The organism is Halomonas sp. BLK-85, assembly GCF_044792155.1.
GTDB lineage: Bacteria > Pseudomonadota > Gammaproteobacteria > Pseudomonadales > Halomonadaceae > Vreelandella.
In genome coordinates this window covers 2,581,579-2,606,991 of sequence record NZ_CP087731.1, presented here as the reverse complement: position 1 = coordinate 2,606,991, position 25,413 = coordinate 2,581,579, and the positions used below count along the sequence as shown (strand labels likewise).

Here is a 25,413-nt window from a genome sequence, read left to right as displayed (position 1 = left end):
GGTAAGGGCGGGTCAGCCAAGGCAAGGTGGAGGCCCCTGTCGGTTGTATGACCCGGGCGTTCAGTAGCTATGGGATACCGCCAGGTCATAAAGCTGCCACAGCGCAAACGCGATGATGCTAAGGGCGGCGATACTGCGCGTAGTGGGATGACGAATCAGCCCGCTCAGCTGTCGTGCGGCAATCCCGGTCGCCAGCAGGGCGGGCAGGGTGCCCAGGCCAAAGGCGCCCATCAGCAAGGCTCCTTCCAGCGGGTCGGCAATCGCCAGGCTCCAGGCCAGCATGGAATAGACCAGGCCGCAGGGTAGCCAGCCCCATACGGCGCCCAGAGCAAAGGCCTGGGGGAGTTTGACCACCGGCATCAAGCGCCGTCCAAAAGGTTCAATATGTTTCCATACGCGCCGCCCGACGGCCTCCACCTTGAGCAGGCCCTTCCACCAGTTGGCGATATATAGCGCCATCAGGATCAGCATGACAGCGGCAAAGGCCTGTAGCGCCATGCCGGCACTGGGAGACAGCGAAAGCAGGGTGCCCAGCGCTGCCACGCTGGCACCGGCGATCATGTAGCTCAGAATGCGGCCCAGGTTGTAGCTTAATAAAAGCCCGCCCAGGCGAGCCGGCTGGCGCATGCTGGGAGGAACGGCAAAGGTCAGGGCGCTCATGATACCGCCACACATGCCAATGCAGTGAGCGCCTCCCATCAAGCCAAAAATGAAGGCTGCCAGCATGGGGGGCAGGTCAAAGCCTGTCGGGTTCATGGTTGTTCACTGTCGTTGGGTGGCTTGCGGCTGGCGCTTTTTTTCTCGCGTGCCTGCTGGCGGCGCTGGCGTTCTTCCTGAGACAGGTCGTTCTCATCCTCATCAAACAGGATGCGGTGGGCCGGGCCCTCAAGGTCGTCAAACTGTTCATGCTTGACCGCCCAGAAAAATGCCCAGACGGCCAGCCCGAGAAGAATAAGCGACAGTGGGATAAGCAGATAGAGAATGGTCATGCGGATACCGGTTTGGGAGTAGGGGTTACAGCAGGCGTTGGCCGGCGGCTTTTCCAGCGGCTCAGGCGCAGCGCATTGCCCACCACTATCAGCGAGCTGAATGACATGCCCAGCGCTGCCAGCCAGGGCGGCACCCATCCAAGGGCGGCCAGCGGCAGGGCCGTAAAGTTGTAACACACTGACCAGATCATGTTCTGGCGCATGATACGCCGGGTCGCCCGCGAGATGTCAACGGCATCGGCAATGCGCAACAGGCGCGGATTAAGCAGCACCGCATCCGCGCGAGTGCGAGCCAGGTCGGTCGCGCCGTTCATGGCAATGGCCACATCCGCGCCGGCCAGCACCGGAACATCATTGATGCCGTCGCCCACCATGACGACGCATTCGCCTTTTTCCTGCAAGGCCTGAAGGTGAGCAAGCTTGCCTTCCGGGCTGGCGCCGGCCTGCCAGGACGCGATGCCAAGCTGTTCGGCAAGCTCCTTGACCGTTGCGGTCGTGTCGCCGGATAGTAGCTCGACGGCAATACCGTTGGCTTTCAGGGCGGCAATGGTCTCCCCGGCATCATCGCGCACGCCGTCATACAGGCGGAACCAGGCTCTGGGCATAGCGTTTTCGCTGAGCAACAGCCATTGGCCCGGGCCGGGAGCGATTGGCGTGGCCTCCTGGCAGGCAAAGGCGGGCTTGCCCAGCCGCCATAGCGCGCCCTCAATGGCGCCTTCAAGCCCCTGGCCGGTGAGGCTGCGCAGACCAGTCGCCTGCAGGGTCGCATTCCGGTAAGGGCGAAACGCGCGCGCAATCGGGTGTTCGGAGCGTGACTCCAGAGCAGCGGCAATCGCTCTGGCGCGCTCAGCATCCAGATCGCTGCTGCACAGGCGCGTCTCGGTCAGCTGCATCTCGCCGCGGGTCAGGGTGCCGGTCTTGTCAAAAATCACCCGGGTGGCACTGGAGAGCGACTCGAGGGCATCCGCACGGGTAATCAGCACGCCACGTTGACGCAGTTGGCCGTGCCCGGCGGTCAGGGCGGTGGGCGTGGCCAGGGCCAGGGCGCATGGGCAGGTAACCACCAGCACGGACAGCATCACCCAGAGTACCCGTGTGGGGTCGATCCACCACCAGACGGCGGTGACGCAGACGGTGACCACCAGCAGGCGAAGAACAAACAGATGTGCCATACGGGCGGCCATCTGGGCCAGGCGTGGACGGCTGGCAAAGGCGCGGTCGGTCAGGTCGACAATACTGGCCACACGGGCATCGTTGCCGGCGTGAGTGACGCGCATGATCAAGGGGTTTTCCATGTTCTGGCTGCCGCCGACAATGCGTTCGCCTGTCTGGCGGGTTACCGGCAGGTATTCACCGGTCAGCATGGATTCATCCAGGCTGGAGTCGCCTTCTTCAATAATACCGTCGGCCGGCACGCCATGGCCGGGTTTGATCAGTACCCGGTCACCTTCGCGCAGTTCGCTGGCGGGTAGAATGCGCTCGCTGCCGTCCGCTTCCAGGCGTGTAGCGGATACGGGTAATACGCTGCTTAGCGCATTGCCGCTCTGGCCGTTACGGCGCCGGGCGCGGGCCTCGATGTAGCGGCTGAACAGCAAAAAGAAGGTAAACATGGCAACCGAGTCAAAATATACCTCGCCAACATCGAAGATGACCGCGTAGGCGCTGGCCGCATAGGCGCAGCCAATCGCCAAGGATACCGGCACATCCATGCCCAGTACGCCGGTGCGCAGATCACGCAGGGCATTCTTGAAAAAAGGCTGAGCGGAGAAAAATACCACCGGAGTGGCCAGGGCAAAGGACAGCCAATGAAACAGCACGTAAAAATCTTCCGACATGCCGTCGGCACCGGCAACATAGATCGGAATGGAAAACATCATCACCTGCATCATGCCAACGGCCGCAATGATCAGGCGGCGCACGTTCATGCGCTCTTCTTTCTGCAGACGTAACTGGGCCTGGTCCGGCTCGTAGGGCTGGGCGGTATAGCCAATCGCTGCCAGTTCAGCCAGCAGCCGGGAAAGCTGGATGATGTCCGGGTTCCAGCTGATGCGTACGCGGTGGTGAGTCAGGTTGACAGCGCTGCTGGTAACCCCTTCCAAGGCGTTGAGGCGGTGTTCAATCAGCCAGGCACAGGCGGCACAGGTGATCCCGTCAACCGCCAGCGTGGCGCGTACCTGGCCTTCATCGCCGTCAGGATGAACGAACTTGGCCTGCAGGCCAGGGTCATCGAATACCTGCCAGGTATCCGCATTGGCCGTCTGACGATCGTCCGGCCGTTCGGGGAGTTCGGTGCGGTAGCGGTAGTAGCTTTCCAGGCCACCCTCGATGATGGCATGGGCGACGGCTTCACAGCCAGGGCAGCAGAGAGGGTGGGAAGTGTCGTCAATCTCGATACACCAGGGTGCCCCGTCGGGCACCGGGTTGCCACAGTGGTAACAGGTGTCGGCCATCAGCTCTCCGAGCGACCGCCAGGACGCAGCTCAATACTGTCTTCAGTCGGGAAGGTGGCTTCGCCAATCAGCCGCCATTCGGCGTCATCCTGTTGACGTTCGGGTTGAATCTGCAAATACCAGCGATGGCGCAGATTGTCCGGGCCTTGTGTGATGTAGCGGCCATTGCGGACATGTTCAAGCACAAAGGTCTGGTCGCGGTCATTTTGAGTGGGGAAGACCAGGCTCAGGTAAAGCTCGTCCGGCCGGACATCACCGCTGAGATCCACCACGATATCGCTGGTCAGCGGATCGAGGCGCATATCCGCCACCAGATTGAGCTCGCGGGCACGCTCCTGTTTGGCAATGACCACGTTGATGGCCTTGCCGTGCTCGTAGTAATCCTCCTGAACCACCATGCCGTCGAAGCTTTTGATCGACACGACGGCAAAGGTGGTGCTGACAATGATTGACGAGAACAGCAGGCCGAGAAGAAACCACGGCCAGAACTGCTTGTACCACGGTGTCACCGGAGTGGATGACATTGCACTATCTCCTGAGTTCGCCAATAAAGCGTGTGTCCCGGTCCAATCGGATGCTGTCATCCCGCTCGGATTCGATCGTTAGCACGATGTCATGGCTGGGCTGTTGAATGGCGTCACCATCGACGGTGACAGTCACCACCTCTGAGCGTGACTCGCCTGCAGGAACACTGATGTTGTGCTGGTCAAGCGTTAGCCCATCCAGGCCGGAAGCGCTTAGCTGGTAGGTATGGTCGCGCTGGTCAAGGTTGCGCACCATCAGGTTGTAGACATTACTAATCTGGCCGTCGCGGGTCACCTGATAAAGATCGTTGCGCTCGCGCTCAGCTTCGAAATTGAGCGGCATGCGATCATTCACTGCCCAGGCAAAGGCACTTACCATCACCAGCAGGGCCGCCAGGTAGCCGATCAGGCGCGGGCGCAGAATGTGGGTAGGCTTGCCTTCCAGGGCATTCTCTGTGGTGTAGCGAATCAGACCACGTGGATAGCCCATTTTGTCCATGACGCTGTCGCAGGCGTCAATGCAGGCAGCGCAGGAAATGCACTCATACTGTAAACCATCGCGGATATCGATACCCGTCGGGCAAACCTGTACGCACAGGTCGCAGTCGATGCAGTCGCCGTGACCTTCTGCTCTGGCCTCTTCATGACTGAGGCTACGCTTACGCCGTCCGCGTGGTTCGCCCCGATTCTCATCATAGGAAACAATCAGTGTATCACGGTCAAACATCACGGACTGAAAGCGTGCATAAGGGCACATGTAGATGCACACCTGCTCGCGCAGCCAGCCAGCATTGAGATAGGTAAAGACCGTAAAGAAACCTACCCAGAAATACGACCAGCCGTGGGCCTGTAATGTTGCCAGATCAGGCATCAGGTCACGGATAGGGGTGAAGTAACCCACAAAGGTGGCGCCCGTCGCAAAGGCAATCAGAAGCCAGATGACATGCTTGAAGGTCTTGCGGCGCAGCTTTTCTCCCGTCAGCGGCTGATTGTCCAGCTTGATACGCTTGTTACGCGGCCCTTCGATGCGATGTTCCAGCCAGATGAACAGAAATGTCCAGACGCTCTGGGGGCAGGTATAGCCACACCAGACGCGCCCGGCGAACACGGTAATAAAAAATAGCCCAAAGGCGCAGATAATCAATAACCATGAAAGCAGGACAAATTCCTGCGGGTAAAAGGTACCAAAAAAGATATGAAATTCCCGGCTGGGCAAATCGAACCAGATGGCCGGTCTGTCGCCGATATTGATCCAGGGTAACAGGAAGAACGCCAGCATCAGCCCCCAGTTGGCGCTGCGTCTGAGTTTCTGGAAGAAGCCTTTTATTTCACGCACATAGATATGTTTTCGTTGCGCGTACATCTCCTGGGTAACGGCTTCACCTTGGGCAGCCTGATGATCGGCTTGCCGAGGGGTTACGTCTTTGCTGGGTATCTTTTCCATGGCAACTTTACTGCTCGAAGAGGCGGGAGACTGGCAGCCGCCTAAAAATGGCGGAACGTGTCTGGGGTTTAGCCACCGTCAGACGCGATCTGACTCACTACTCACTATTCACGACTCACTATTCACGACTCACTACTCGCTATTCACCTGACAGTCTAATCCAGGCGCGGTCAAAAAAGGGTGCGGCTTCAAGCCGCACCCTTCAATATCAACAGCTTAAAGTTCAGATATAGCAATCAATTGCTATCCCTGAGGCTGTAGACATAAGCGGCTACCAGGTGAACGCGTTCTTCACCAATGTAGGCTGTCTGTGACGGCATGTGGCCGTTACGTCCATTGCGCAGCGTCTGGCGAATGGAATCAGCAACCGTCTGGCCCTGCGCCAGGTACAGCCATATATCGTTGGTCAGATTGGGCGCACCCAGACCGGTGTTACCCGTACCCTGAGGGGTGTGGCAGGCAGCACACACTGACATGAAGGTGCTTTCACCCTGTTCGGCCCGTTCAGCGTCATGCTCAAGGTCAGACAGCGACAGAACGTACTGGGTCAGGTTCTCGATGTTGTCTTCCCCCAGCTGCTGCCAGGCAGGCATCAGACCATTTCGCCCGTTGTTCAGTGTTGCCAAGATGTTATCGGGCTCGCCGCCATACAGCCAGTCGTCATCGGTCAGGTTGGGGAAGCCGTAGCCACCTTTGGCGTTAGAGCCATGGCAAACGGCACAGTTATTCTGGTAGATACGCTCGGCAACCTGCATGGCATCGTCATCCTGCGCCAGTTCGGGAATAGGCACTTCCTGATACTGGGCAAAGATGGGCGTGAAGCGCTCCTCTGCGCGAGCAACTTCCTCTTCCCACTGACCTTCCTGCGACCAGCCCAGAACACCGGCAAAATTACCCAGGCCCGGGTAGAGCACCAGATAGCCCAGTGAAAAGATGACAGTACCGACAAACAGCTGAAACCACCACTTGGGCAGTGCGTTATCGTACTCTTCGATGCCATCAGCCGCATGGCCGGTGGTCTCGACATTGCCGTCGGCGTCCGGCTGTTTGTCGGTGCGCCGGTTAGCAAATAGCAGCCAGGCACTAAGTGCAATCGTACCCAATGTAATGACGATGATCCAGGCGCTCCAGAAGCCAGGCAAGGAATCGCCCCATAGATTATTCATGTATTTTTATCTCCCCTGTCGTGGCGGGAATCTGCTTCATCCCCGGATGCCGCAGGCTTGTCACGGGACGGTTGCTCATCGTCATCGGCGAAGGGCAGGTTAGCCGCTTCTTCGAAGTCTGGTTTGCGTCGCTTGGAATAGGCCCACCAGGTGATGCCCAGAAAAGCGATGATCAATATCAGCGTGATGAGGCCGCGAAAAGTTCCCGTATCCATAGCTTAGCGAGTGCCCTCTAGCACGGTTCCCAGTTGTTGTAAGTAGGCGATCAGTGCGGTGATTTCCTGGGTGCCGTTGACCTCGGCCGTCGCGTTGGCGATCTGCTCATCGGTATAGGGAACGCCCAGGCTTTTGAGTGCGCGCATCTTGGCCGGCGTATCCTCGCCATCCAGGCGATTTTCAAACAACCATGGGTAAGCCGGCATAATGGACTCCGGCACAACGTCGCGCGGGTTGTACATGTGCGCACGATGCCAGTCATCGCTGTAACGGCCGCCTACGCGTGCCAGGTCCGGCCCGGTACGTTTGGAGCCCCACAGGAAGTTGTGATCATAGACAGACTCGCCCGCCACGCTGTAGTGGCCGTAGCGCTCGGTTTCAGCGCGGAAGGGGCGAACCATCTGCGAGTGACAGCCGACACAGCCTTCACGGCGGTAGATATCCCGCCCTTCCAGTTCCAGAGCGCTGAGGGGTTCGAGCCCCTCAACCGGTTCAGTGGTCTGTTTCTGAAAGAACAGCGGCACAACCTCGGCCAGGCCGCCAAAACTGATTGCAACCAGAATCAGTACGGCAAGTAGGCCAACGTTCTTTTCAACAATATCGTGTTTCATTGGTCTCGACTTCCCCGGTTAAGCGGCTTGTGGCAACGGCTGCTGGCTGACAGCGTCGCTGCGTTTAACCGTCTGGTAGACATTGAAGGCCATGATCAGCATGCCGGTGACCCAGAACAGACCGCCAATCAGGCGCACGAAGTAGCCCGGCGCACTGGCCTCAACGGCCTCGACGAAGGTATACATCAAGGTGCCGTCAGGATTGATGGCACGCCACATCAGGCCCTGCAGAATACCGTTCACCCACATGGAGGCGATATACAGCACAGTGCCGATGGTCGCCAACCAGAAATGCACGGCAATCAGCTTGACGGACTGCATCTCGGTACGGCCGAACAGGCGCGGGATGAGGTGATACATGGAACCGATGGTGATCATGGCGACCCAGCCAAGCGCGCCGGAGTGCACGTGACCGATAGTCCAGTCAGTGTAGTGCGACAGGGCGTTGACAGTCTTGATCGCCATCATCGGGCCTTCAAAGGTCGACATGCCGTAGAAGGACAGGGCAACCACCAGAAAGCGCAGGGTCGGGTCAGTGCGCAGCTTATGCCAGGCACCCGAGAGGGTCATCATGCCGTTGATCATGCCGCCCCAGGAGGGAGCCAGCAGAATGATCGACATCACCATGCCCAGTGACTGCGCCCAGTTAGGCAGCGCTGTGTAGTGCAGGTGGTGCGGGCCGGCCCACATATAGACCATGATCAGTGCCCAGAAGTGCACGATCGACAGACGGTAGGAATACACCGGACGTTCAGCCTGCTTGGGAACGAAGTAGTACATCATGCCCAGAAAGCCAGCGGTCAGGAAGAAGCCCACGGCGTTATGCCCATACCACCACTGCACCATGGCATCAATGGTGCCCGCATAGATGGAGGTCGAGAACATGGGCGTCACGGGGATAGCCGCATTATTGACAATATGCAGCACCGCTACCGTCAGGATGAAGGCGGCAAAGAACCAGTTCGCCACATAGATATGCGAGGTCTTACGCTGCTTGATGGTCATCAGGAAGACCAGAGCGTAAGTGACCCATACAATGGCGATCAGGATGTTGATCGGCCACTCCAGCTCGGCATATTCCTTGGTTGTGGTATAGCCCAACGGAAGTGACACAACAGCAGACACAATGACTGCCTGCCAACCCCAGAACGTAAAGGCGGCAAGCTTGTCAGAAAACAGTCTCGTCTGACAGGTTCGCTGCACCACGTAGTACGAGGTGGCAAAAAGTGCCGAGCCGCCGAAGGCGAAAATGACGGCATTGGTATGCAGAGGACGCAGGCGCCCAAAGCTGGTCCAAGGTAAGCCAAGGTTCAGTTCCGGCCATACCAGTTGTGCGGCGAGAATGACGCCAAGCGTCATACCTATAATGCCCCACACAACAGTCATGATCGCGAACTGCCGAACTACCTTGTAGTTGTAGGTCGGGTGTTCTAGTGCTGTGCTCATTTCATGTTCCCATCGAACGCGGTTAGGGGGTAACCCAGTGCTATTCTGCCTGGACGCGACCGCCCGCTTGATGACGCAGGTCAAGATCCATTGCAGATTTTAACGCAGCAGGCGCTTAAGCTGAACAAGCCAATTGTTTAAGCTGGCGATATGAGAGTGAATCACATGCTATTTTATGCCCAACAGGGTTATGTTGAAATTAATTTTGATGTCTTTGTGTCCTACCTGCAGACGGGCACCTGTGGACAATTTTACGTGAATAATCATACGCCCGTCACCCTGCAGGGGCTACCAGAGAAGGGGTGTCTGCTGTTTGCCCATGGTGCCGGTGCTGGTCAGGCATCTGATTTTATGCGGCAATTTGCCACATTGGCGGCGCGGGCGGGTATCCAGTTGATGACATTCGACTTTCGCTATATGCAACGCATGAACAGGGAAGGCCGCCGTCGGCCACCCACAAAAATCAGCCAGCTTGTCACAGAAATGTCAGATTGGTATGCGTCGTTGATAGCGGCGGTGGATGTTCCGGTCTGGGTGGGTGGCAAGTCGATGGGAGGGCGGGTTGCCAGTCTGGTGGCGGCTCAGCGCCAGGTGCCTGGCGTGATCGTGGCGGGGTACCCGTTTCATCCACCGCGCTCTCCCGACAGACTCAGGTTGGCGCACTGGCACCAGGTCTCTGCTCCAAGTCTCATTGTTCAGGGTGAACGTGACCCTTTCGGGCGCCGAGACGAGGTCGCAACCTATACGTTGCCGGCGAATGTGCATATTGAATGGCTTGCCACGGGTGATCATGACTTCAAGCCTTTGCGTGCCAGTGGTTTGCGCCAGGAGGAGCTCATCCAGCAGGCGACGCGTAAGGCGGCAGATTTCATGCTGGCACATCCCAGGAGTAACGGGCGGTGAACTAAAAGAGAAGGGCGCCATCAATGCGGCTCTTTTCAGGCCCGAGTGAAAAAGTTGCCGATTCGTTATTGACTTCCCCCTGTGCTTCGGTAGAATGCAGCGCCACGTGACCAGCGGGTGGTTAGCTCAGTTGGGAGAGCACCAGCCTTACAAGCTGGGGGTCACTGGTTCGAACCCAGTACCACCCACCATGCCCTTACAAAGGCGTCAGATGGCCACGTGGAAACCGCTTTTTGATGTCAGTTATGCGATAGATAGTATGTGGACCGGTAGTTCAGTTGGTTAGAATGCCGGCCTGTCACGCCGGAGGTCGCGAGTTCGAGTCTCGTCCGGTCCGCCATTATCATCACATGATTTTCCTCACTGAAGCGCATTGTTATCGTTATGTGGACCGGTAGTTCAGTTGGTTAGAATGCCGGCCTGTCACGCCGGAGGTCGCGAGTTCGAGTCTCGTCCGGTCCGCCACGATAAACTGATGCTTTATATGCAAGACAAGGCTAGTATAGCCAAGCCCGGGTGGTTAGCTCAGTTGGGAGAGCACCAGCCTTACAAGCTGGGGGTCACTGGTTCGAACCCAGTACCACCCACCATTTTTCTGCCTAGTGGCGATTGATGGATTTTGGATAGGTAAGATTGCACTTATATGTGGACCGGTAGTTCAGTTGGTTAGAATGCCGGCCTGTCACGCCGGAGGTCGCGAGTTCGAGTCTCGTCCGGTCCGCCATTGAGTGATACCAGCCAAGCTGGAAAGATTTTTGAAAACCCGGGTCATCGACCCGGGTTTTTTGCGTTTGTCGATCATGGTATGTCGATCAAAGCACGCTGATAGCAGCCTTGGCGACCTGTACATCCTGGTCGGGTTTGACGCCAGAAATGCCCACAGCGCCGACGACCTGGCCATCAACGATGATCGGCACCCCGCCTGACAGCAAGGCCTGCATGGGTGCAGACAAAAAAGCCGTGCGGCCACCATTGATCATCTCTTCAAACACCTGTGTTTCCTTACGCCCCATGGCGGCACTGCGTGCCTTGTTGGCGGCTACATCGGCAGTGAAGGGCGCAGCGCCGTCAAGGCGGCGCAAGGCCAGCAGGTGGCCGCCATCATCAGTGACCGCCACGGTGATTGCCCAGCTTTCACGTTCGGCTTCCTGTTGGGCAGCATCCAATACCTTGGACACGTCGGCCTGGGTTAAGACAGCTTTGCTTTGCATGGTGGTTTCTCTTGAGTGGGTGATAAATGCATGAATGATCACCAAGGTGGTGATCAAACAATCTGGGATAAACAGGTGGCTGGCCGCACTTAGCCAAGCGCGGCATCAAGTACTTCAATCCAGTGGCGAACCGGTGTCCGATTGGCACTTGCCAGGTGCGTCTGGCAACCGATGTTGGCGGTAACGATCATTTCCGGGTTGCCTGCTTCCAGAGCGTCAAGTTTGTTGTTGCGCAATTCGGTCGCCAGTTCAGGCTGGGTAATGGAATAAGTGCCTGCCGAGCCGCAGCAAAGGTGCGCATCCTGGACCGGCGTCAGTTCAAAACCGAGCCGGGTCAATACGCCTTCTACGGCACCGTTGAGCTTCTGTGCGTGTTGCAGGGTGCAAGGGCAATGGAAGGCCAGGCGTTGGTCTGCCTTGACGCTGAGTTGATCCAGCGGCTCTTCACGCAGCACTTCCACCAGATCTTTTGCCAACTGGCTAATGTGCTCGGCCTTTTCCGCGTATTCCGGATCATCCTTGAGCATTTCACCATATTCTTTAACGAAGGCGCCGCAGCCGCTTGCGGTTTGCACAATGGCTTCGGCGCCCTGTTCCACCTGAGGCCACCAGGCATCAATATTGGCGCGAATGCGTTCCCGTCCATCGTCCTGAGCATTCAGGTGAAAGTCGATAGCGCCGCAGCAACCGGCTTCCGTTGCCGGGGTAATACTGATGCCGAGACGGTCGAGTACCCGGGCAGTGGCTGCATTGGTATTGGGTGATAAGCCGGGCTGCACACAACCTTCGAGCATCAGCATGCGGCGTGAATGGGTCATTGCTGAGGGGCGTGCCCCGGCATCTACGGGTGCGGGAGGCATCTTGTCACGCAGTTTGCCAGGCACCAGGGGCTTGAAGGTCAGGCCCAGCTTGAGCAGAGCAGAAAAGCGCCTGGGTTCCACCAGCATCTTGCGCAGTGCATAGCGTTGGGCGCGTTCAGCGGCAGGACGCGGCACGCGACGTTCAATTTCAGCGCGGCCGATATCCAGCAGTTTGTGATACTCGACGCCAGAGGGGCAGGTGGTTTCGCAATTGCGGCAGGTCAGGCAGCGGTCAAGGTGAAGTCGGGTTTCTTCGGTGACCTGGTCATCATCGTCCTGGCTTTCAAGCAGCTCCTTGATCAGGTAGATGCGCCCGCGCGGGCCATCCCGTTCGTCACCCAGTATCTGGTAGGTCGGGCAGGTTGCATTGCAGAAGCCACAGTGAACGCAGCTGCGTAAGATGCGATCAGCTTCCTGAATATGCGGCTTCTGGCGGTCTGCGTCGGTAAAATGCGTCTGCATGTCAGCTCTCCTGGTTAAAACGCCGCATAAAGACGCCCGGGATTGAAAATGCCGTGGCCGTCCAGCTGTGCTTTCAGCTGACGGTGATACTTTTCGACAACCGGGTTGAGTGGGGTAAAGGGCGCTTGTGCTCCCCCTAAGGCCGCCGGCGTATAGCAGGTGGCGTGGCCACCTGCCTGCTGACAGGCCTTGCGGAGGGTGTCGGCGTCGAGCGAGGTCTTGATAAAACGCTGGCTACCCGCCCAGTCATAGAAAATATCGCGCTCGGCAATATCCAGCGGCAGGGCCGGGGTGTTGGGGGGTAACGACAGTCGCCACAGTGCCTTGTCGTTATTCTGGGTGAAAAAGGCATGTTCCAGATCGCGTAACTCTCGCCACAGATCCGCACTGATTTCTTCGCCACCCAGGCGTTCACGCGTCGCGTTGACGGAGCTTTTGCCGCCCTCGAGGCGAAGAAACAGCTCACCGGCGTGCCAGGCGGCAGCGGTAATCGGCAGCGGTTTGCGGCCGAGCTCCGCCAGTTTATTGAGTGCGTCGTCCAATGGCAGGGACAGTTTAAGGCTATGGCTGGCGGCCGGTTGGGGCAGCACCTTGAAGGAGATATCGGTCAGTACCCCCAGGGTGCCCTGGGCGCCCACCATCAGGCGTGACATATCATAGCCGGCCACGTTTTTCATGACTTCGCCACCAAAGCGCAGCAGCTTGCCTTCCTGATTGATGACCCGCGTGCCGAGAACGAAATCGCGGACCGCGCCTGCCCAGGGTCGGCGCGGCCCGGATAGGCCGGTGGCTACCGCGCCCCCAATGGTGCTGGCAGGCCCAAAGCGCGGTGGCTCAAACGCCAGCATCTGATGATTTTCGGCAAGCCTTTCCTCAAGGTCGCTGATGCGTGTGCCGGCGCGTACCGTGACCACCAGTTCGATGGGGTCGTAGGAGACGATGCCGGTATGTCCGGCCATTTCCAGTGGCTCGCCGTCAACCGGAAGACCATAGAAGCCCCGAGTGTTGGCGCCGACAATACGCAGCGGTGTCCGCTCGGCGTAGGCCCGCCCGACCTGGGCGCAAAGAGCATCAGCAATATCTTGATCGGCGTTCAGCGTGGCGGTTTCAGTCATAATCTTTCCTGCAGGCTCAGAAACGGGGAAGTTCCGGATGCGGAAGCTCGTTGTTATGCACATGCATGGCGCCAAATTCAGCGCAGCGCGCAAGGGTCGGTATGTTCTTGCCAGGGTTGAGAAGCCCGTCAGGGTCAAAAGCCGCTTTCAAGGCATGAAAGAGGCTGATTTCGTCGGCCTGGAACTGGCTGCACATCTGGTTGATCTTTTCACGTCCAACGCCATGTTCACCGGTAATCGAGCCGCCGGCGGCCACGCAGAGTTCAAGAATCTTGCCGCCGACCTCTTCAGCCAGTGCCAGTTCGCCTTCGCGATTGGCATCAAACAGTATCAGAGGGTGCATATTGCCGTCACCGGCATGAAAGACGTTGGCCACTGGCAGACCGCTTTCCTGGGACAGCGCCGCAATACCCTTGAGTACGCGAGGTAGTTCTCGGCGCGGAATGGTACCGTCCATGCAGTAATAATCCGGTGACATGCGCCCCACTGCCGGAAAGGCGTTCTTGCGCCCTGCCCAGAACCTGGCTCTTTCGGCCTCATCCCGGGCCAGCTGAATATTAGTGGCGCCGGCTTCCTCAAGCACCTTTCGAACGGTCTGGCAATCGTCGTCGACATCGGCTTCGACGCCGTCCAGTTCGCACAGCAGTATGGCCTCTGCCTCAACGGGGTACCCTGCCTTGACGAAGTCTTCCGCGGCCTGGATGGCCAGTTTGTCCATCATTTCCAGGCCACCGGGAATAATGCCGGCCGCTATGATGTCGCCGACGGCGCGGCCGGCTTTTTCAACATCATCAAAACTTGCCATCAGCACCTTGGCAGTTTCCGGCTTGGGAAGTAGCTTGACGGTAATCTCGGTGACCACACCGAGCATGCCTTCAGAGCCATTCATCAGCGCCAGCAGGTCAAAGCCAGGGGCGTCCAGCGCCTCAGAGCCCAGCGTCATGCGTTCACCTTCAATGGTGATGATATCGACACGCATGACATTGTGAACGGTCAGGCCATATTTCAGACAGTGTACGCCACCGGCATTTTCAGCGACGTTTCCGCCGATAGAGCAGGCAATCTGGGATGACGGGTCTGGCGCGTAGTAAAGCCCGTAGGGCGCTGCGGCCTCTGAAATCGCCAGGTTACGTACCCCGGGCTGAAGGCGGGCAACCCGGGCATCCGGGTCGATGGCCAGAATCTTCTTGAAGCGCGACATCACCAGCAGAACACCGCGTTCCAGCGGTAAGGCACCACCGGAAAGGCCGGTGCCAGCGCCGCGTGTGACAACCGGTACGCCAAGCGCGTGGCAGCGTTCAAGCAGTGTCTGTACCTGGTCAAGGGTCTCGGGCAAAGCGACCAGCATGGGCAGCACGCGGTAAGCGGCCAGGCCGTCGCATTCGAACGGGTGCAGATCTTCTTCACGGTGCAGTAGCGTCAGTGAGGGCACTGACTGCTGCAGATCCGCGATAATGTCGCTTTTTTCAAAGGACTTCAGTTCACCATCGATACGTTCATCATAAAGAATGTTCATGGCTGCTCCTGAGGGCAAGGAGGGCGTAAGAAAAACGCTTAATTTGATTCTATGAAAAATGTTTTCATAAATCCATCCCTGCAATGAAAAAGCGTTAGCTCAGCCCTTTGCGTGCGTATTCATTGATGCGTCAACGGCCACCTACTTGTAGTAGGGCGTGCGCGGCAGCTTGCCGATACCCGGGTTAAAGCAGTTGGTCGGGTCGAGCCTGCGATAGAAGTCCGCCAGATCCTTCTTGGCCGGGTAAAGGTGACCGACATTGTGCTCGGCGGGGTACTCAGCGCCCCTTTCATCCAGAATCTTCAGCATGGCCTTTTTCAGCGCATCCACATCAGCGCCGCGCCGGAAGATATAGTCCTGGTGAAATACATGACAGAAGAAATGGCCGTAATAAAGCCGATGGACGATATCCTTGGCGATACTTTCCGGGAGTTGCTCGAACCACTCAGGGTCATTACGCGACAGCGCAATATCCAGGGCCAGAATGTCCTCGACATCCTTGTGGTGGATGGTGCGGTAACGTACCGCCGCTCCGGCAGCCGCAAAGCGATGGAGCATGGCGCGCTCGCCTTCATCCGGGGTGCAGCGGAACCAGGCATCCTGGCCGAAGCATTCATTCAGAAAATGCTCGGTTTCTTCGCACATATCGCCGTTAACGCGGATGATCAGGTGGTGCTCATAGGCATCCCGCCAGGTGTGCAGGCGCTTGGGCAGCGGGGATGGCAACACGCGGGAGACCGTTTGCAGAACGTGATCCGTAATGGGTTCTGGTAAAAACGGAATCTTGCGAAACAGGCTGTCCACCCGGTTCTTGAGGCGGAAGGCGCCGGGCAGGCGCTGGGTGCCCAGCCACTTGATCAGCAGAAAGCTGTCCTTGCCGTAGCGTTTGGCGACATCAAACAGCTCACGGTGCAGGTATTCGGTGGTAATCGGCAGGCGTGATGCTTCAAGCAGGAAGCGGAAACGGAAATCCGCCAGCTGCTGGGTATCGTTGGTGCCCACATAATAGGTGGTGACATCCTTTTCCTGCTCAAAGGTATCCAGACGCACGGCGAATACCACGACCTTGCCGGCACTGCCGGAAGCACCATGCAGCAGGCGCGGGTCGTTGTTGTAGCGTGCCGCACCGGCTTGGTCGGCGCCACGGATAATAGTCTGATAATCATCGTCCGAGGCCTTGCCGACATCATGGCGCACGCTATCTTCCGGGAAGTCACCCTGCTCAACCCGTGGCAGGATCTCTTCCGGGGTGTCGCCAAGGTCGATACCCAGATCATTGATCAATTCAAGCTCATTGTGCTCATTCACCCGGGCATAGAGGGCCAGTTCGGTATAGGCCGGGCCGCGGCGGCAGAGAGCGCCTCCGGAATTATTGCACACGCCTCCCACCACAGAAGCGCCGATGGAGGTGGACCCAATCACCGAGTGCGGTTCCCGGCCAATGGGTGCCAACTGCTGGCTAAGCTCGAACAGGGTAGCACCCGGCAAGGCGACGACCTGTTTGCCATCCTGCAGAAAGTGCAGACCTTTCAGGCGCATGGTGCTGAGTATCACGGCGGGCCGGCCGTAGTCGTCCTTGGGCGTCGAGCCTTCGGTCAATCCGGTGTTGGCCGCCTGGGGAATGATGACAGCATCATGTTGATGGCAGGCTTTCAGCACCTCCCATAGCGCCAGCAGTGAAGTGGGGTATACCACGGCAGCGGCTTCGCCAGAGCCGGAGCGGTAGCCGATCTGATGTGGGCGCTTGGTGGCGTCATCCGTGGCAATATTGTCACTGCCGGCGGCGGCGGAAAGGTCGTTGATAAGCGTTGATGCGGACATTGGCTGCTCCTGTGTCTGTCGGGTGGCGACAAGCGGTTGCATCGCCATGGACAGTCAATCGTGTCAGATAAGGCGCTGGTATCCTGACGTGTCATGATGGTTTGACAAGGATCCCGGGCGTAAAGTTGTGCAATCACCTGAAGAGGGTGGATGCAACATGCTTTTGAAAACCATTTGTCGTGGTAGCGGCTTGGCGGGAAGCAGGATGCCAGGGGTAGGGGAAGCATCTGCGTTTACATAACGTAATTTAACGTTATCCTTCGCCGGGGTTGCCCCGGCGAAGGTGTCTGCAAATAGTTGGGCGTTATCCTCCCAATACCTGCATAAGCGGATCGCTGAGACTTATAACGTAAAAGCCAATCAATGCGATCACGCCACTCGCCACCAGATAATAGATCGTGGGTATGATGGTTTTGCGAATGGTCGTTCCTTCGCGCCCCAGGAGGCCGACGGTTGCCGATGCAGCCACCACATTGTGAATGGCAATCATGTTACCGGCGGCGGCACCCACTGCCTGCAAAGCCACCATAAACGCCGTTGAAAGCCCCAGCTGATTCGCCACGTTGAATTGGAAGTCTGAAAGCATCAGGTTGGAGACAGTGTTGGAGCCGGCAATGAAGGCCCCCAGTGCACCCACAGCCGGGGCAAAGAAGGGATAGGCTCCCCCGAAGCTGTCGGCCACCAGTTGCGCCATAGCCACGGGCATGGAGACAAGGTCGGAGCCGTTAACGCCGGAGTTGATCAGAATACGTACCATGGGAATGGTAAAAATCAGTACAAAGCCAGCGCCCAGAATGGTCTTGGAGGAGTCGGTGAAAGCATCCTTCAACTCGCCAAGTTTCATGCGGTGCAGCAGAGCGGTCAAAACCACCACCATCAACAGAATGCCGCCGGGAAGATAGAGTGGCTGAATGGCCCCGGAGATACCCGCTTCGCCGAGAATATTGCTCCACCCGAAGCTCAATGACTGAAGGGCTTCACGGAAAGGATCGATCACCCGTGATGCGACCAGGATGATGGCCAGCAGGCCGTAGGGAACCCAGCCCATAAAGGTGGAGACAGGCGCCTTGCCGGCAATGTCATCCATCTTGATTTCCAGCTTGCCAATCCACTCATCGGGCCAGGACTTGGACTCGGGAAAGTCCCAGGTGTCTTTTGGCAGCAGAAAGCCGCGTCGTGCAGCGGGAACAACAATAGCCAGGCCGACCATGGCGCCAATCATCGACGGGAACTCCGGCCCCAGGAAAACCCCTGCCAGCATATAGGGGACGACGAAGGAAACGCCTGCAAACAATGCAAAGGGTGTGATGGAAAGGCCTTCTTTCCAGGAGCGATTGGCGCCGAAGAAACGCACCATGATGATCACCATCAACAGCGGCATCAGAGCACCGACAAGCCCGTGAACAATCGCCACTTCGCTGACGATCAGTCGGAAGTACTCCATCCAGGTGGCATCACCTGTGGTCAGTGTTTCAGTGATGCCGTCACGGTCAATACCCCCTGTGACACCAACGACAATGGGTGTGCCCACGGCGCCAAAAGAGACCGGCGTGGACTGGATCATCATGCCCACCACAACGGCCGCAAGAGCCGGGAAGCCGATTGCCACAAGTAGTGGTGCAGCAACCGCTGCGGGGGTGCCGAAACCGGATGCCCCTTCGATAAAGCAGCCGAACAGCCAGGCAACAATGATCGCCTGAACGCGGCGGTCAGGACTGATACCCGAAAAACCCTTACGGATCGCCGTAATACCACCTGAATGCTTCAAGGTATTGAGGAGCAGAATGGCCCCAAAAATAATCCAGAGTATCGAGATTGTCAGGATCAACCCTTGGAAGGTTGAGGCCATTACCCGAGAAAATGTCATATCCCAGGCAAGCAGGCCGATCAGTGCAGTGACCACAAAAACAATCGGCATGGCCGTTTTGGCCGCCATTCGTAATCCGATCAACAACACACCTGCGAGTACCAAGGGCACGAAGGCAAGTAATGCAAGTATTGTGTCATTCATGGGAGGCATTTCCCCTGTTATTAATAATGATATGCTCCGCCGATGAGCAACTGCAAAAGCAGTTGTCATAACGGCAGCAAAGATACGTAGTCAGCCACCGTATGGCTATTGTTGGTTAATTGGTCATACCAATATGTGAGGGGTTTTTACCGGCCCGAAAATCACCAACTGATTTCTAAAATATTGTTTATAAATGGAATATGCGCAAGCTTTGCGCGGGGGACAGGCCAGGTTTATTAGACTAATAGACAATTTTTAGAGATTCGACACTTCCAAGATCAAACAAAAGGATTCAACAATGGCGCGTATTCTCTATGACCTTTACGGTCGCGATGAGCAACTACGTTTTTCCCCCTATTGCTGGCGTGTAAGGATGGCGCTGGCCCATAAGGGGCTGGATGTCGAACTGAAACCCTGGCGCTTTCAGCAAAAAGACGCCATTGCCTTTGCCAACACCGATAAGGTGCCGGTGCTCTGTGATGGCGATCAGGTTGTTGCCGATAGCTTCGCGATCATGGGATATCTTGATGATGCCTACCCGGACACGCCATCCGTGCTCGGGAACGGTGCCAGCTATCAGCGTGCGCTGCTTTTCAGTCACTATGTCGACCGCCAGGTGTCGCCAGCACTGTTGCGTATTGTCGCTCTGGATCTGCTGGCGGCGATTCATCCGGACGACCGGAATTATTTTCGTTCTACGCGTGAAGCCCGCTTTGGTTGCACCCTGGAGGAGTTTCATTCACCCGAACAGGGCCAGTCATTACTGCATAAAGCCCTGGCGCCGGTAAGGGCAGTATTACGCACCAGTCCATTTCTGGATGGAGAGACGCCCGGCGGCGCCGATTACCTGCTGTTTGGCAGTATCATGTGGGCAAACGTCGTCTCCCTTCAGGCACCGGTCATAGAGGAAGCCATGATTGATGACTGGTTCAGGCGCTTGTGTGCTTTCTATGATGGCATGGGAAATCATGCACTTACGGTGCGTAACCTGGTTGATAAACAGGGAGCATGACAGTTCTTAAGAGAAGTTATGTTGCACTGCACAAAAATGCCTGCTAGCTTGATGGATAGCAGAGGCCACTGCATGAACCTTGCAGCGTAGAGATTGATAATGACCGGAGGGTTGTTGCTCATCGCTGCTCATTCATTGCCGATTTATTGTCATAACGTTTTAGACAGCCGATCCAAAAACGTTGCGGAGGAAGTATGAATAAAGCTACCGAAAAGACCACCCAGCAGGTTGAATCCATCTTAGTTGCGCCCATGCGCGCCTATGCTTCCAAGACGCTCGATTATTGCGACCAGATGCTAAGCGCCCAGGTGGATGCAGCACGTGCCTACAGCGACTTCTCAGTTGCCCAGATGCGCACCTGGCTTGACGTCAAGGATGCCGACAGTATGAAGAAGGCCGCCGAGAGTCAGCAAAAGGCATCAGCTGACCTGATGGAACGCTTTAAAGGCGACGCAGAAAAAATGAATGCTCTCAGCAAGCGCTATCTGCAGGACAGCCAGAAACTGGCTGAAGACAGCCTGAAAAGCGTGACTGAGGCAACACAGAAAGCTGCCAGCTAATTTTTACTGGCAACAACAGCCCCGCTGGACAGCCTGCGCTGCCAGCGGGATTTTTTTGTCCGTGGGCCCACCAAGATGGCAAGTATCGGCCTGGGGCAGGTAATATAACGGCCTTGCAAAGGAGATTGATATGCAGGGCGTTCAGCAATCGCAGACCACCGGCAAGCAAGGCAAATATCGTCATGAGGATATTTATCGATCAATCAGTGATGCCATTATTGAGCACCGCCTGAAGCCAGGCGCGCGTCTGCGTGAAGATGCATTAGCGGATGTGTTCAGTGTCAGTCGCACCGGGATTCGCAAGATCCTGCAACGCCTGGCACTGGAGCAGTTGGTCACCATTACCCCCCATCGCGGTGCCAGTGTGACGCGACCTAGTGCCGATGATGCCAAGGATATATTTGATGCCCGCCAACTGGTTGAATGCGGCCTGATGCCGGATGTGGCACGTTGTATGCGCGCCGCTGAGGCAGCCGAACTACGCGAGATGGCAAGCCAGGAGCGACAGGCACTGCGTGATGGGCAGCAGAGCACGGCGATTCGCCTTTCCGCTGACTTCCATGTTCGTCTGGCGCAACTTTCCGGCAACGAGGTACTGGCGGATTTTGTTGAACGCCTGTGTTCACGCTCCTCCCTGATTCTGGCCGTATATGGCAACCCGGGCCATCTGGGGTGTGAATCCCACGATCATGATGAGTTGATCCGCTTTCTGGAGAAAGGCGATGGAGAGCGTGCCAAGGCGTTTATGAGCCGTCACCTTAAAACCATCGAATCGTCGCTTTCGATTGTTGAAGAAGACAACAGCACCCCCGACCTGCGTCAGGTATTTGGCGTTTAACCACGAATGTGACAAACACAGACACCTACGAGAACGCCCGGCTGCAGCCGGGCGTTTCTGTTGATATACGCAGGGCAGGCGTCAGGAATTGTTGTTAGATCAATATGATGTTCAATCGAAACCGGCACGGCACAGGCTGCGTCGCCACGCAGTGATCCTGGCGCTGCAATTCTGTGTGCCTCCTCGCCGATGGTTTGCGTCATATCGTCAGTAGTATTGGATTGATGATGCGTAGTTTCATAAATATCCAGTACGATAAATATTAATATTGTATACAAAATTGCTGCTATATTGGTGCTGCTCAATCTGGTGATATCTTCCCTTGGGAAGCTGTCATATCCTTAATCCAATCGGTGAGAGTGTTCTATGCCTGTAGATACCCTGTCGGGATACCCGCGTGATCTTGTCGGCTACGGTCGACAGCCTCCTCAGGCCAGCTGGCCTGGCAACGCCCGCATTGCCGTTCAGTTTGTGCTCAACTATGAGGAAGGCGGCGAAAACTGTGTGTTGCATGGTGATCCGGGGTCAGAGCAGTTTCTGTCCGAGATTATCGGCGCGCAGAGTTATCCTGATCGCCACCTGAGCATGGAGTCCATCTACGAGTATGGTTCTCGAGCCGGGGTCTGGCGGATTTTGCGCGAGTTTGAAAAACGCGATCTGCCGCTCACTGTCTTTGGCGTTGCCATGGCGCTGGAGCGTCATCCAGATGTCGCCATGGCGTTCAGGGAACTGGGGCATGAAATTGCCTGCCACGGCTATCGCTGGATTCACTATCAGGAAGTGCCTGAAGCGGTTGAACGTGACCATCTGCACAAGGCGATGGCTATCTTCCAGAAACTCTATGGCGAAAAGCCCGAGGGCTGGTATACCGGGCGGGATAGCCCGAATACCCGCCGCTTGATTGTGGATGAGGGGGGCTTTCTCTACGATAGCGATTACTACGGTGACGACCTGCCATTCTGGACGCAGGTGACGGACAGCCAGGGGCGCGAGCATGACCATCTGATTGTGCCCTACACCCTGGATACCAACGATATGCGCTTTGCAGCTCCTCAGGGATTTAATACCGCCGAGCACTTTTTTACCTACCTGCGCGATGCCTTTGATGTGCTCTATGCGGAAGGTGGTGAGTCGCCCAAGATGCTCTCGGTAGGCATGCACTGCCGCCTGCTTGGGCGCCCCGGGCGTTTCCGCGCATTGCAGCGTTTTCTGGATTACATCGAAGCCCATGACCATGTCTGGGTTGCCCGTCGTGTCGACATCGCCCGTCACTGGGCTGAACACCATCCTGCGCCTAATCGTTAAAGGTCCATCATGCACCCATCACCTTATTATGCGCCCCAGGGTGGGCATCCACCGCAAACGCAACTGACCGCTGACCGGGCGGTGTTTACTGAGGCTTATGCGCTGATTCCCAAGGGCGTCATGCGCGATATTGTCACCAGCCACCTGCCTTTCTGGGATAAAACCCGCCTTTGGGTGCTGGCTCGACCGCTGTCCGGTTTTGCGGAAACCTTTTCACAATACATTATGGAAGTGCAGCCTGAAGGAGGTAGCCAAAAGCCTGAGCAGGACCCCAGGGCCGAGGGCGTGCTGTTTGTCGTGGAAGGGGAGCTGACGCTGTCGCTGGAGGGTAATCGGCATCTGATGCAGCCCGGCGGCTATGCGTTTATCCCTCCCGGCAGCCGCTGGCAGGTGCGCAATGCGTCAGCCGCACCGGTACGTTTTCACTGGATACGCAAAGCCTACGCCTTTGTGGATGGCCTGGAGGTGCCTGACCCCTTTGTCACCAATGAGCAGACGATCACGCCGATTGAAATGCCCGGCACACAAGGGCGCTGGGCAACCACGCGCTTTGTCGATCCTGCTGACGTTCGCCATGATATGCATGTCAATATCGTCACCTTTCAGCCCGGTGGCGTCATTCCTTTTGACGAGACCCATGTGATGGAGCATGGCCTTTATGTATTGCAGGGCAAGGCGGTCTACCACCTCAATCAGCAGTGGGTGGAAGTTGAAGCGGGCGATTTCATGTGGCTGCGAGCCTTCTGCCCCCAGGCCTGCTATGCCGGTGGCCCGGGCCCGTTTCGTTACCTGCTCTACAAGGACGTTAACCGCCACGCAGCGCTAACGCTTTAGGATAGAATTTCATGCTTGAACTGATTGCTGACCCCTTGACCGCAGAAGCATTTGCCCCTTTTGGCGAAGTCATCGATGCCCGTACGTCTGCGTCATTTCCCATCAATGCCGGCCGTACCCGGCGCCATCACGATCTGGCAACGGTGCAGACCCTGGGGAAAAATGCCCGCCCCCTGATCAGTCTCTTTGTCAGCCAGCCGGTGACCCTGCCACTGGAGCTGACGTTTCTTGAGCGCCATCCTCTTGGCAGTCAGGCCTTTATGCCGCTTCACGAAGAGCGCTTCATGGTTGTGGTGGCGCCCCCCGGAGAGAGCATTGACCCAGCCGATGTTCGCGCTTTTGTGACCGACGGCCGTCAGGGCGTGAACTACCGGGCGGGCACCTGGCATGCCATTCAGTCGGTGCTTGATCGGGAAGGCGAGTTTCTGGTGGTTGACCGGGGCGGTGAGGGTGATAATTGCGATGAGTATCCTTTGGCCATGCGGGTCAGGTTGGCGGGGGAATAACGTCATTATCGAAACCGTCATCTTGATGGCGCTACAATGCTAAGCTTGCATACGGCGGTTCGCAGCCTGAACGCGTGATGACGATTTCAGGCGCATATTCTGGTCAGTTTATCCGCGTAACCCGGGAGCTTTATGAACGCACTGCATCATTCCTCCATTCGTCGCACCAAGATTGTTGCCACCCTGGGGCCCGCCAGTGATCGCGAAGGGGTGCTGGAGGCCATGCTGGCAGCGGGGGTGGATGTGGTGCGGCTGAATTTCTCCCATGGCAGCCCGGAAGACCATCAGCGCCGCTTGCAGGCGGTACGTGATACTGCCGCCCGCCTGGGTCGTAGCGTTGCCGCACTGGGCGATTTGCAGGGGCCGAAGATTCGCATCGCGCGTTTTAAGGACGGTGCAGTCGTGCTTAAGGAAGGCCAGCCCTTTATCCTCGATATGGCACTCGACAGCGATGCAGGCGATGCTCAGCGGGTGGGCTGTGACTACAAGACACTGGCGGACGATGTCAGTACCGGCGACCGTTTGCTGCTGGATGATGGTCGCTTGGTCCTCGATGTGACTGGGGTCGAAGGTAAGCAAGTACTTACCCGGGTTGTCGTCGGTGGCAAGCTTTCCAATAACAAGGGCATCAACAAGCAGGGGGGTGGTCTGTCAGCCCCCGCGCTGACCGATAAAGACAAGCAGGATCTGAAAACCGCCGTGGCCATCGGCGTCGATTATCTGGCTGTTTCCTTTCCCCGCTCGGCACAGGATATGTTCGAAGCGCGTGAGCTGCTGGGCGAGGCAGGTGCTGACATTGGTCTGATCGCCAAGATGGAGCGGGCAGAGGCTGTGATGGATGAAGCCACCATGGACGGGATTATTGACGCGTCTGAGGCGGTCATGGTGGCACGTGGTGATCTGGGCGTTGAAATTGGCGATGCCCAGCTGGTGGGGATTCAGAAACGGCTTATCAAACGTGCCCGCAGCCTGAATCGTGCCGTCATCACGGCGACCCAGATGATGGAAAGCATGATCAGCGCATCGATGCCTACTCGTGCTGAAGTCTTTGATGTGGCCAATGCCGTGCTGGACAGCAGTGACGCCGTCATGCTGTCGGCTGAAACCGCTGCGGGTGATTACCCGGTGGAAACCGTCACTGCCATGGCGCGAGTCTGCCTGGGCGCCGAGCGGGAAAAAATGGCTCAGGAATCCGGGCACCGCATCCATGAAGGTTTCATGCGCGCGGACGAGACCATAGCGCTCTCCGCCATGTATGCGGCCAACCACATGCAGGGGGTCACCGCCATAGCCTGCATGACCGCCTCGGGTTATACGCCGTTGATTGCCTCGAGGATCCGTTCGGGATTACCGATTGTCGGGCTGGCGCACAACCCGATTGCCCAACGCCGTATGGCACTGTATCGCGGCGTGGTGTCGCTACCGTTTGATACTTCTGGCATGCAAGCCACCGAGCTGAATGATCGCGCTCTGTCGTTGTTGGTGGCACAGGGCATTGTCGCCCCCGGTGATCATGTGATTCTGACCCGTGGCGATCATATGAATGCCCATGGCGGCACCAACACCATGAAGGTGATGTCCATTACCCAACAGCATCTGGGGAGGGAGTGATT

24 protein-coding genes and 5 tRNA genes are annotated in these 25,413 nt (G+C 57.2%); 13 read left to right on the top strand and 16 right to left on the bottom strand.

The annotated features are described in order from the left end of the window. Positions 1-60 precede the first annotated feature (60 nt). The 9 genes from LL947_RS11885 to ccoN form a co-directional block, all read right to left on the bottom strand. Positions 61-756, bottom strand: a complete 696-nt coding sequence (locus LL947_RS11885) for a sulfite exporter TauE/SafE family protein (RefSeq protein WP_404414161.1) — start codon at positions 754-756, stop codon at positions 61-63. Further along, entirely contained in the window at positions 753-989 is a 237-nt protein-coding gene (ccoS, locus tag LL947_RS11880) for a cbb3-type cytochrome oxidase assembly protein CcoS (RefSeq protein WP_404414159.1), read from the bottom strand. The genes LL947_RS11885 and ccoS overlap by 4 nt, the downstream gene beginning before the upstream one ends. Beyond that, a complete protein-coding gene (locus LL947_RS11875; protein ID WP_499833314.1) occupies positions 986-3,439 on the bottom strand; it encodes a heavy metal translocating P-type ATPase in 2,454 nt (817 codons plus the stop codon). Before LL947_RS11875 ends, ccoS begins: the two co-directional genes overlap by 4 nt. After that, complete coding sequence (locus LL947_RS11870) at positions 3,439-3,963, bottom strand: FixH family protein (RefSeq protein WP_499833313.1); 525 nt, start codon at positions 3,961-3,963, stop codon at positions 3,439-3,441. Before LL947_RS11870 ends, LL947_RS11875 begins: the two co-directional genes overlap by 1 nt. A gap of 4 nt (positions 3,964-3,967) precedes the next feature. After that, positions 3,968-5,407 carry a cytochrome c oxidase accessory protein CcoG gene (gene ccoG / locus LL947_RS11865; protein WP_499833312.1) on the bottom strand — a complete coding sequence of 480 codons (1,440 nt, stop codon included), beginning with the start codon at positions 5,405-5,407 and terminating at the stop codon, positions 3,968-3,970. Between the two features lie 236 nt (positions 5,408-5,643). Beyond that, positions 5,644-6,573 carry a cytochrome-c oxidase, cbb3-type subunit III gene (ccoP, locus tag LL947_RS11860; RefSeq protein WP_499833310.1) on the bottom strand — a complete coding sequence of 310 codons (930 nt, stop codon included), beginning with the start codon at positions 6,571-6,573 and terminating at the stop codon, positions 5,644-5,646. Continuing rightward, entirely contained in the window at positions 6,570-6,788 is a 219-nt protein-coding gene (locus LL947_RS11855; RefSeq protein WP_171702320.1) for a cbb3-type cytochrome oxidase subunit 3, read from the bottom strand. Before LL947_RS11855 ends, ccoP begins: the two co-directional genes overlap by 4 nt. Before the next feature lie 3 nt (positions 6,789-6,791). After that, positions 6,792-7,400: a cytochrome-c oxidase, cbb3-type subunit II gene (gene ccoO / locus LL947_RS11850; protein ID WP_404414150.1), complete on the bottom strand. Its 609-nt coding sequence runs from the start codon at positions 7,398-7,400 to the stop codon at positions 6,792-6,794. Positions 7,401-7,418: 18 nt separating this feature from the next. Further along, positions 7,419-8,846, bottom strand: coding sequence for a cytochrome-c oxidase, cbb3-type subunit I (gene ccoN / locus LL947_RS11845; RefSeq protein ID WP_404414148.1), 1,428 nt, complete (start codon positions 8,844-8,846; stop codon positions 7,419-7,421). A 165-nt stretch (positions 8,847-9,011) separates the two neighbouring features. Between ccoN and LL947_RS11840 the strand changes: the two genes are divergently transcribed. The 6 genes from LL947_RS11840 (at position 9,012) to LL947_RS11815 (ending at position 10,473) form a co-directional block, all read left to right on the top strand. Then, on the top strand, positions 9,012-9,749 hold the full coding sequence (locus LL947_RS11840) for an alpha/beta family hydrolase (RefSeq protein WP_499833309.1): 738 nt from the start codon (positions 9,012-9,014) through the stop codon (positions 9,747-9,749). 115 nt (positions 9,750-9,864) lie between these two features. Beyond that, positions 9,865-9,940, top strand: a tRNA-Val gene (locus LL947_RS11835). Between the two features lie 72 nt (positions 9,941-10,012). Beyond that, a tRNA-Asp gene (locus LL947_RS11830) sits at positions 10,013-10,089 on the top strand. A 48-nt stretch (positions 10,090-10,137) separates the two neighbouring features. Beyond that, positions 10,138-10,214: transfer RNA gene (locus LL947_RS11825), tRNA-Asp, on the top strand. A 49-nt stretch (positions 10,215-10,263) separates the two neighbouring features. Continuing rightward, a tRNA-Val gene (locus LL947_RS11820) sits at positions 10,264-10,339 on the top strand. 57 nt (positions 10,340-10,396) lie between these two features. Then, positions 10,397-10,473 (top strand) — tRNA-Asp (locus LL947_RS11815). Positions 10,474-10,561: 88 nt separating this feature from the next. On the opposite strand, the gene LL947_RS11810 is transcribed toward LL947_RS11815, so the two are convergent. From LL947_RS11810 to LL947_RS11785, 6 genes are all read right to left on the bottom strand, one after another. After that, positions 10,562-10,960 (bottom strand): heme-binding protein, encoded by a 399-nt coding sequence (locus LL947_RS11810; protein WP_290822023.1) that lies wholly within the window; start codon positions 10,958-10,960, stop codon positions 10,562-10,564. A gap of 89 nt (positions 10,961-11,049) precedes the next feature. Beyond that, on the bottom strand, positions 11,050-12,282 hold the full coding sequence (gene glcF, locus LL947_RS11805; protein ID WP_499833307.1) for a glycolate oxidase subunit GlcF: 1,233 nt from the start codon (positions 12,280-12,282) through the stop codon (positions 11,050-11,052). A gap of 14 nt (positions 12,283-12,296) precedes the next feature. Further along, positions 12,297-13,397 carry a glycolate oxidase subunit GlcE gene (glcE, locus tag LL947_RS11800; protein ID WP_499833306.1) on the bottom strand — a complete coding sequence of 367 codons (1,101 nt, stop codon included), beginning with the start codon at positions 13,395-13,397 and terminating at the stop codon, positions 12,297-12,299. Between the two features lie 16 nt (positions 13,398-13,413). After that, entirely contained in the window at positions 13,414-14,913 is a 1,500-nt protein-coding gene (glcD, locus tag LL947_RS11795; protein ID WP_499833305.1) for a glycolate oxidase subunit GlcD, read from the bottom strand. Between the two features lie 141 nt (positions 14,914-15,054). Next, positions 15,055-16,734 (bottom strand): D-lactate dehydrogenase, encoded by a 1,680-nt coding sequence (gene dld / locus LL947_RS11790; RefSeq protein WP_290822030.1) that lies wholly within the window; start codon positions 16,732-16,734, stop codon positions 15,055-15,057. 304 nt (positions 16,735-17,038) lie between these two features. Further along, on the bottom strand, positions 17,039-18,745 hold the full coding sequence (locus tag LL947_RS11785) for an L-lactate permease (RefSeq protein WP_499833303.1): 1,707 nt from the start codon (positions 18,743-18,745) through the stop codon (positions 17,039-17,041). A 298-nt stretch (positions 18,746-19,043) separates the two neighbouring features. On the opposite strand from LL947_RS11785, the gene LL947_RS11780 reads away from it, so the two are divergent. From LL947_RS11780 to LL947_RS11770, 3 genes are all read left to right on the top strand, one after another. Next, the gene (locus LL947_RS11780; protein ID WP_404414133.1) at positions 19,044-19,757 is read left to right on the top strand and encodes a glutathione S-transferase N-terminal domain-containing protein; all 714 of its coding nucleotides are present in this window, start codon (positions 19,044-19,046) and stop codon (positions 19,755-19,757) included. A 194-nt stretch (positions 19,758-19,951) separates the two neighbouring features. Then, a complete protein-coding gene (locus LL947_RS11775) occupies positions 19,952-20,317 on the top strand; it encodes a phasin family protein (RefSeq protein ID WP_499833302.1) in 366 nt (121 codons plus the stop codon). A 130-nt stretch (positions 20,318-20,447) separates the two neighbouring features. Next, positions 20,448-21,155, top strand: a complete 708-nt coding sequence (locus LL947_RS11770; RefSeq protein WP_499833301.1) for a GntR family transcriptional regulator — start codon at positions 20,448-20,450, stop codon at positions 21,153-21,155. Here the strand turns inward: LL947_RS11770 and LL947_RS11765 are convergent. After that, positions 21,152-21,460, bottom strand: a complete 309-nt coding sequence (locus tag LL947_RS11765; protein ID WP_499833300.1) for a hypothetical protein — start codon at positions 21,458-21,460, stop codon at positions 21,152-21,154. The two genes, LL947_RS11770 and LL947_RS11765, sit on opposite strands and share 4 nt — an antisense overlap. A gap of 61 nt (positions 21,461-21,521) precedes the next feature. Between LL947_RS11765 and puuE the strand changes: the two genes are divergently transcribed. From puuE to pyk, 4 genes are all read left to right on the top strand, one after another. Beyond that, entirely contained in the window at positions 21,522-22,460 is a 939-nt protein-coding gene (puuE, locus tag LL947_RS11760) for an allantoinase PuuE (protein WP_404414129.1), read from the top strand. A gap of 9 nt (positions 22,461-22,469) precedes the next feature. Beyond that, positions 22,470-23,294, top strand: a complete 825-nt coding sequence (locus tag LL947_RS11755) for a bifunctional allantoicase/(S)-ureidoglycine aminohydrolase (protein WP_499833299.1) — start codon at positions 22,470-22,472, stop codon at positions 23,292-23,294. 11 nt (positions 23,295-23,305) lie between these two features. After that, a complete protein-coding gene (locus LL947_RS11750; protein WP_499833298.1) occupies positions 23,306-23,800 on the top strand; it encodes an ureidoglycolate lyase in 495 nt (164 codons plus the stop codon). Between the two features lie 132 nt (positions 23,801-23,932). Further along, positions 23,933-25,411 (top strand): pyruvate kinase, encoded by a 1,479-nt coding sequence (gene pyk, locus LL947_RS11745; protein ID WP_290822046.1) that lies wholly within the window; start codon positions 23,933-23,935, stop codon positions 25,409-25,411. The last annotated feature ends 2 nt before the right edge of the window (positions 25,412-25,413 follow it).

Coding starts and splice junctions, on each gene's coding strand:
- LL947_RS11780 (WP_404414133.1), top strand. CDS start 19,044: ATGGCGCGTATTCTCTATGACCTTTACGGTCGCGATGAGCAACTACGT.
- pyk (WP_290822046.1), top strand. CDS start 23,933: ATGAACGCACTGCATCATTCCTCCATTCGTCGCACCAAGATTGTTGCC.
- LL947_RS11810 (WP_290822023.1), bottom strand. CDS start 10,960: ATGCAAAGCAAAGCTGTCTTAACCCAGGCCGACGTGTCCAAGGTATTG.
- glcF (WP_499833307.1), bottom strand. CDS start 12,282: ATGCAGACGCATTTTACCGACGCAGACCGCCAGAAGCCGCATATTCAG.
- LL947_RS11770 (WP_499833301.1), top strand. CDS start 20,448: ATGCAGGGCGTTCAGCAATCGCAGACCACCGGCAAGCAAGGCAAATAT.
- LL947_RS11775 (WP_499833302.1), top strand. CDS start 19,952: ATGAATAAAGCTACCGAAAAGACCACCCAGCAGGTTGAATCCATCTTA.
- LL947_RS11855 (WP_171702320.1), bottom strand. CDS start 6,788: ATGGATACGGGAACTTTTCGCGGCCTCATCACGCTGATATTGATCATC.
- ccoG (WP_499833312.1), bottom strand. CDS start 5,407: ATGGAAAAGATACCCAGCAAAGACGTAACCCCTCGGCAAGCCGATCAT.
- LL947_RS11755 (WP_499833299.1), top strand. CDS start 22,470: ATGCACCCATCACCTTATTATGCGCCCCAGGGTGGGCATCCACCGCAA.
- LL947_RS11785 (WP_499833303.1), bottom strand. CDS start 18,745: ATGAATGACACAATACTTGCATTACTTGCCTTCGTGCCCTTGGTACTC.
- ccoO (WP_404414150.1), bottom strand. CDS start 7,400: ATGAAACACGATATTGTTGAAAAGAACGTTGGCCTACTTGCCGTACTG.
- LL947_RS11875 (WP_499833314.1), bottom strand. CDS start 3,439: ATGGCCGACACCTGTTACCACTGTGGCAACCCGGTGCCCGACGGGGCA.
- glcD (WP_499833305.1), bottom strand. CDS start 14,913: ATGAACATTCTTTATGATGAACGTATCGATGGTGAACTGAAGTCCTTT.
- LL947_RS11750 (WP_499833298.1), top strand. CDS start 23,306: ATGCTTGAACTGATTGCTGACCCCTTGACCGCAGAAGCATTTGCCCCT.
- ccoS (WP_404414159.1), bottom strand. CDS start 989: ATGACCATTCTCTATCTGCTTATCCCACTGTCGCTTATTCTTCTCGGG.
- ccoN (WP_404414148.1), bottom strand. CDS start 8,846: ATGAGCACAGCACTAGAACACCCGACCTACAACTACAAGGTAGTTCGG.
- dld (WP_290822030.1), bottom strand. CDS start 16,734: ATGTCCGCATCAACGCTTATCAACGACCTTTCCGCCGCCGCCGGCAGT.
- puuE (WP_404414129.1), top strand. CDS start 21,522: ATGCCTGTAGATACCCTGTCGGGATACCCGCGTGATCTTGTCGGCTAC.
- LL947_RS11840 (WP_499833309.1), top strand. CDS start 9,012: ATGCTATTTTATGCCCAACAGGGTTATGTTGAAATTAATTTTGATGTC.
- glcE (WP_499833306.1), bottom strand. CDS start 13,397: ATGACTGAAACCGCCACGCTGAACGCCGATCAAGATATTGCTGATGCT.
- ccoP (WP_499833310.1), bottom strand. CDS start 6,573: ATGAATAATCTATGGGGCGATTCCTTGCCTGGCTTCTGGAGCGCCTGG.
- LL947_RS11870 (WP_499833313.1), bottom strand. CDS start 3,963: ATGTCATCCACTCCGGTGACACCGTGGTACAAGCAGTTCTGGCCGTGG.
- LL947_RS11885 (WP_404414161.1), bottom strand. CDS start 756: ATGAACCCGACAGGCTTTGACCTGCCCCCCATGCTGGCAGCCTTCATT.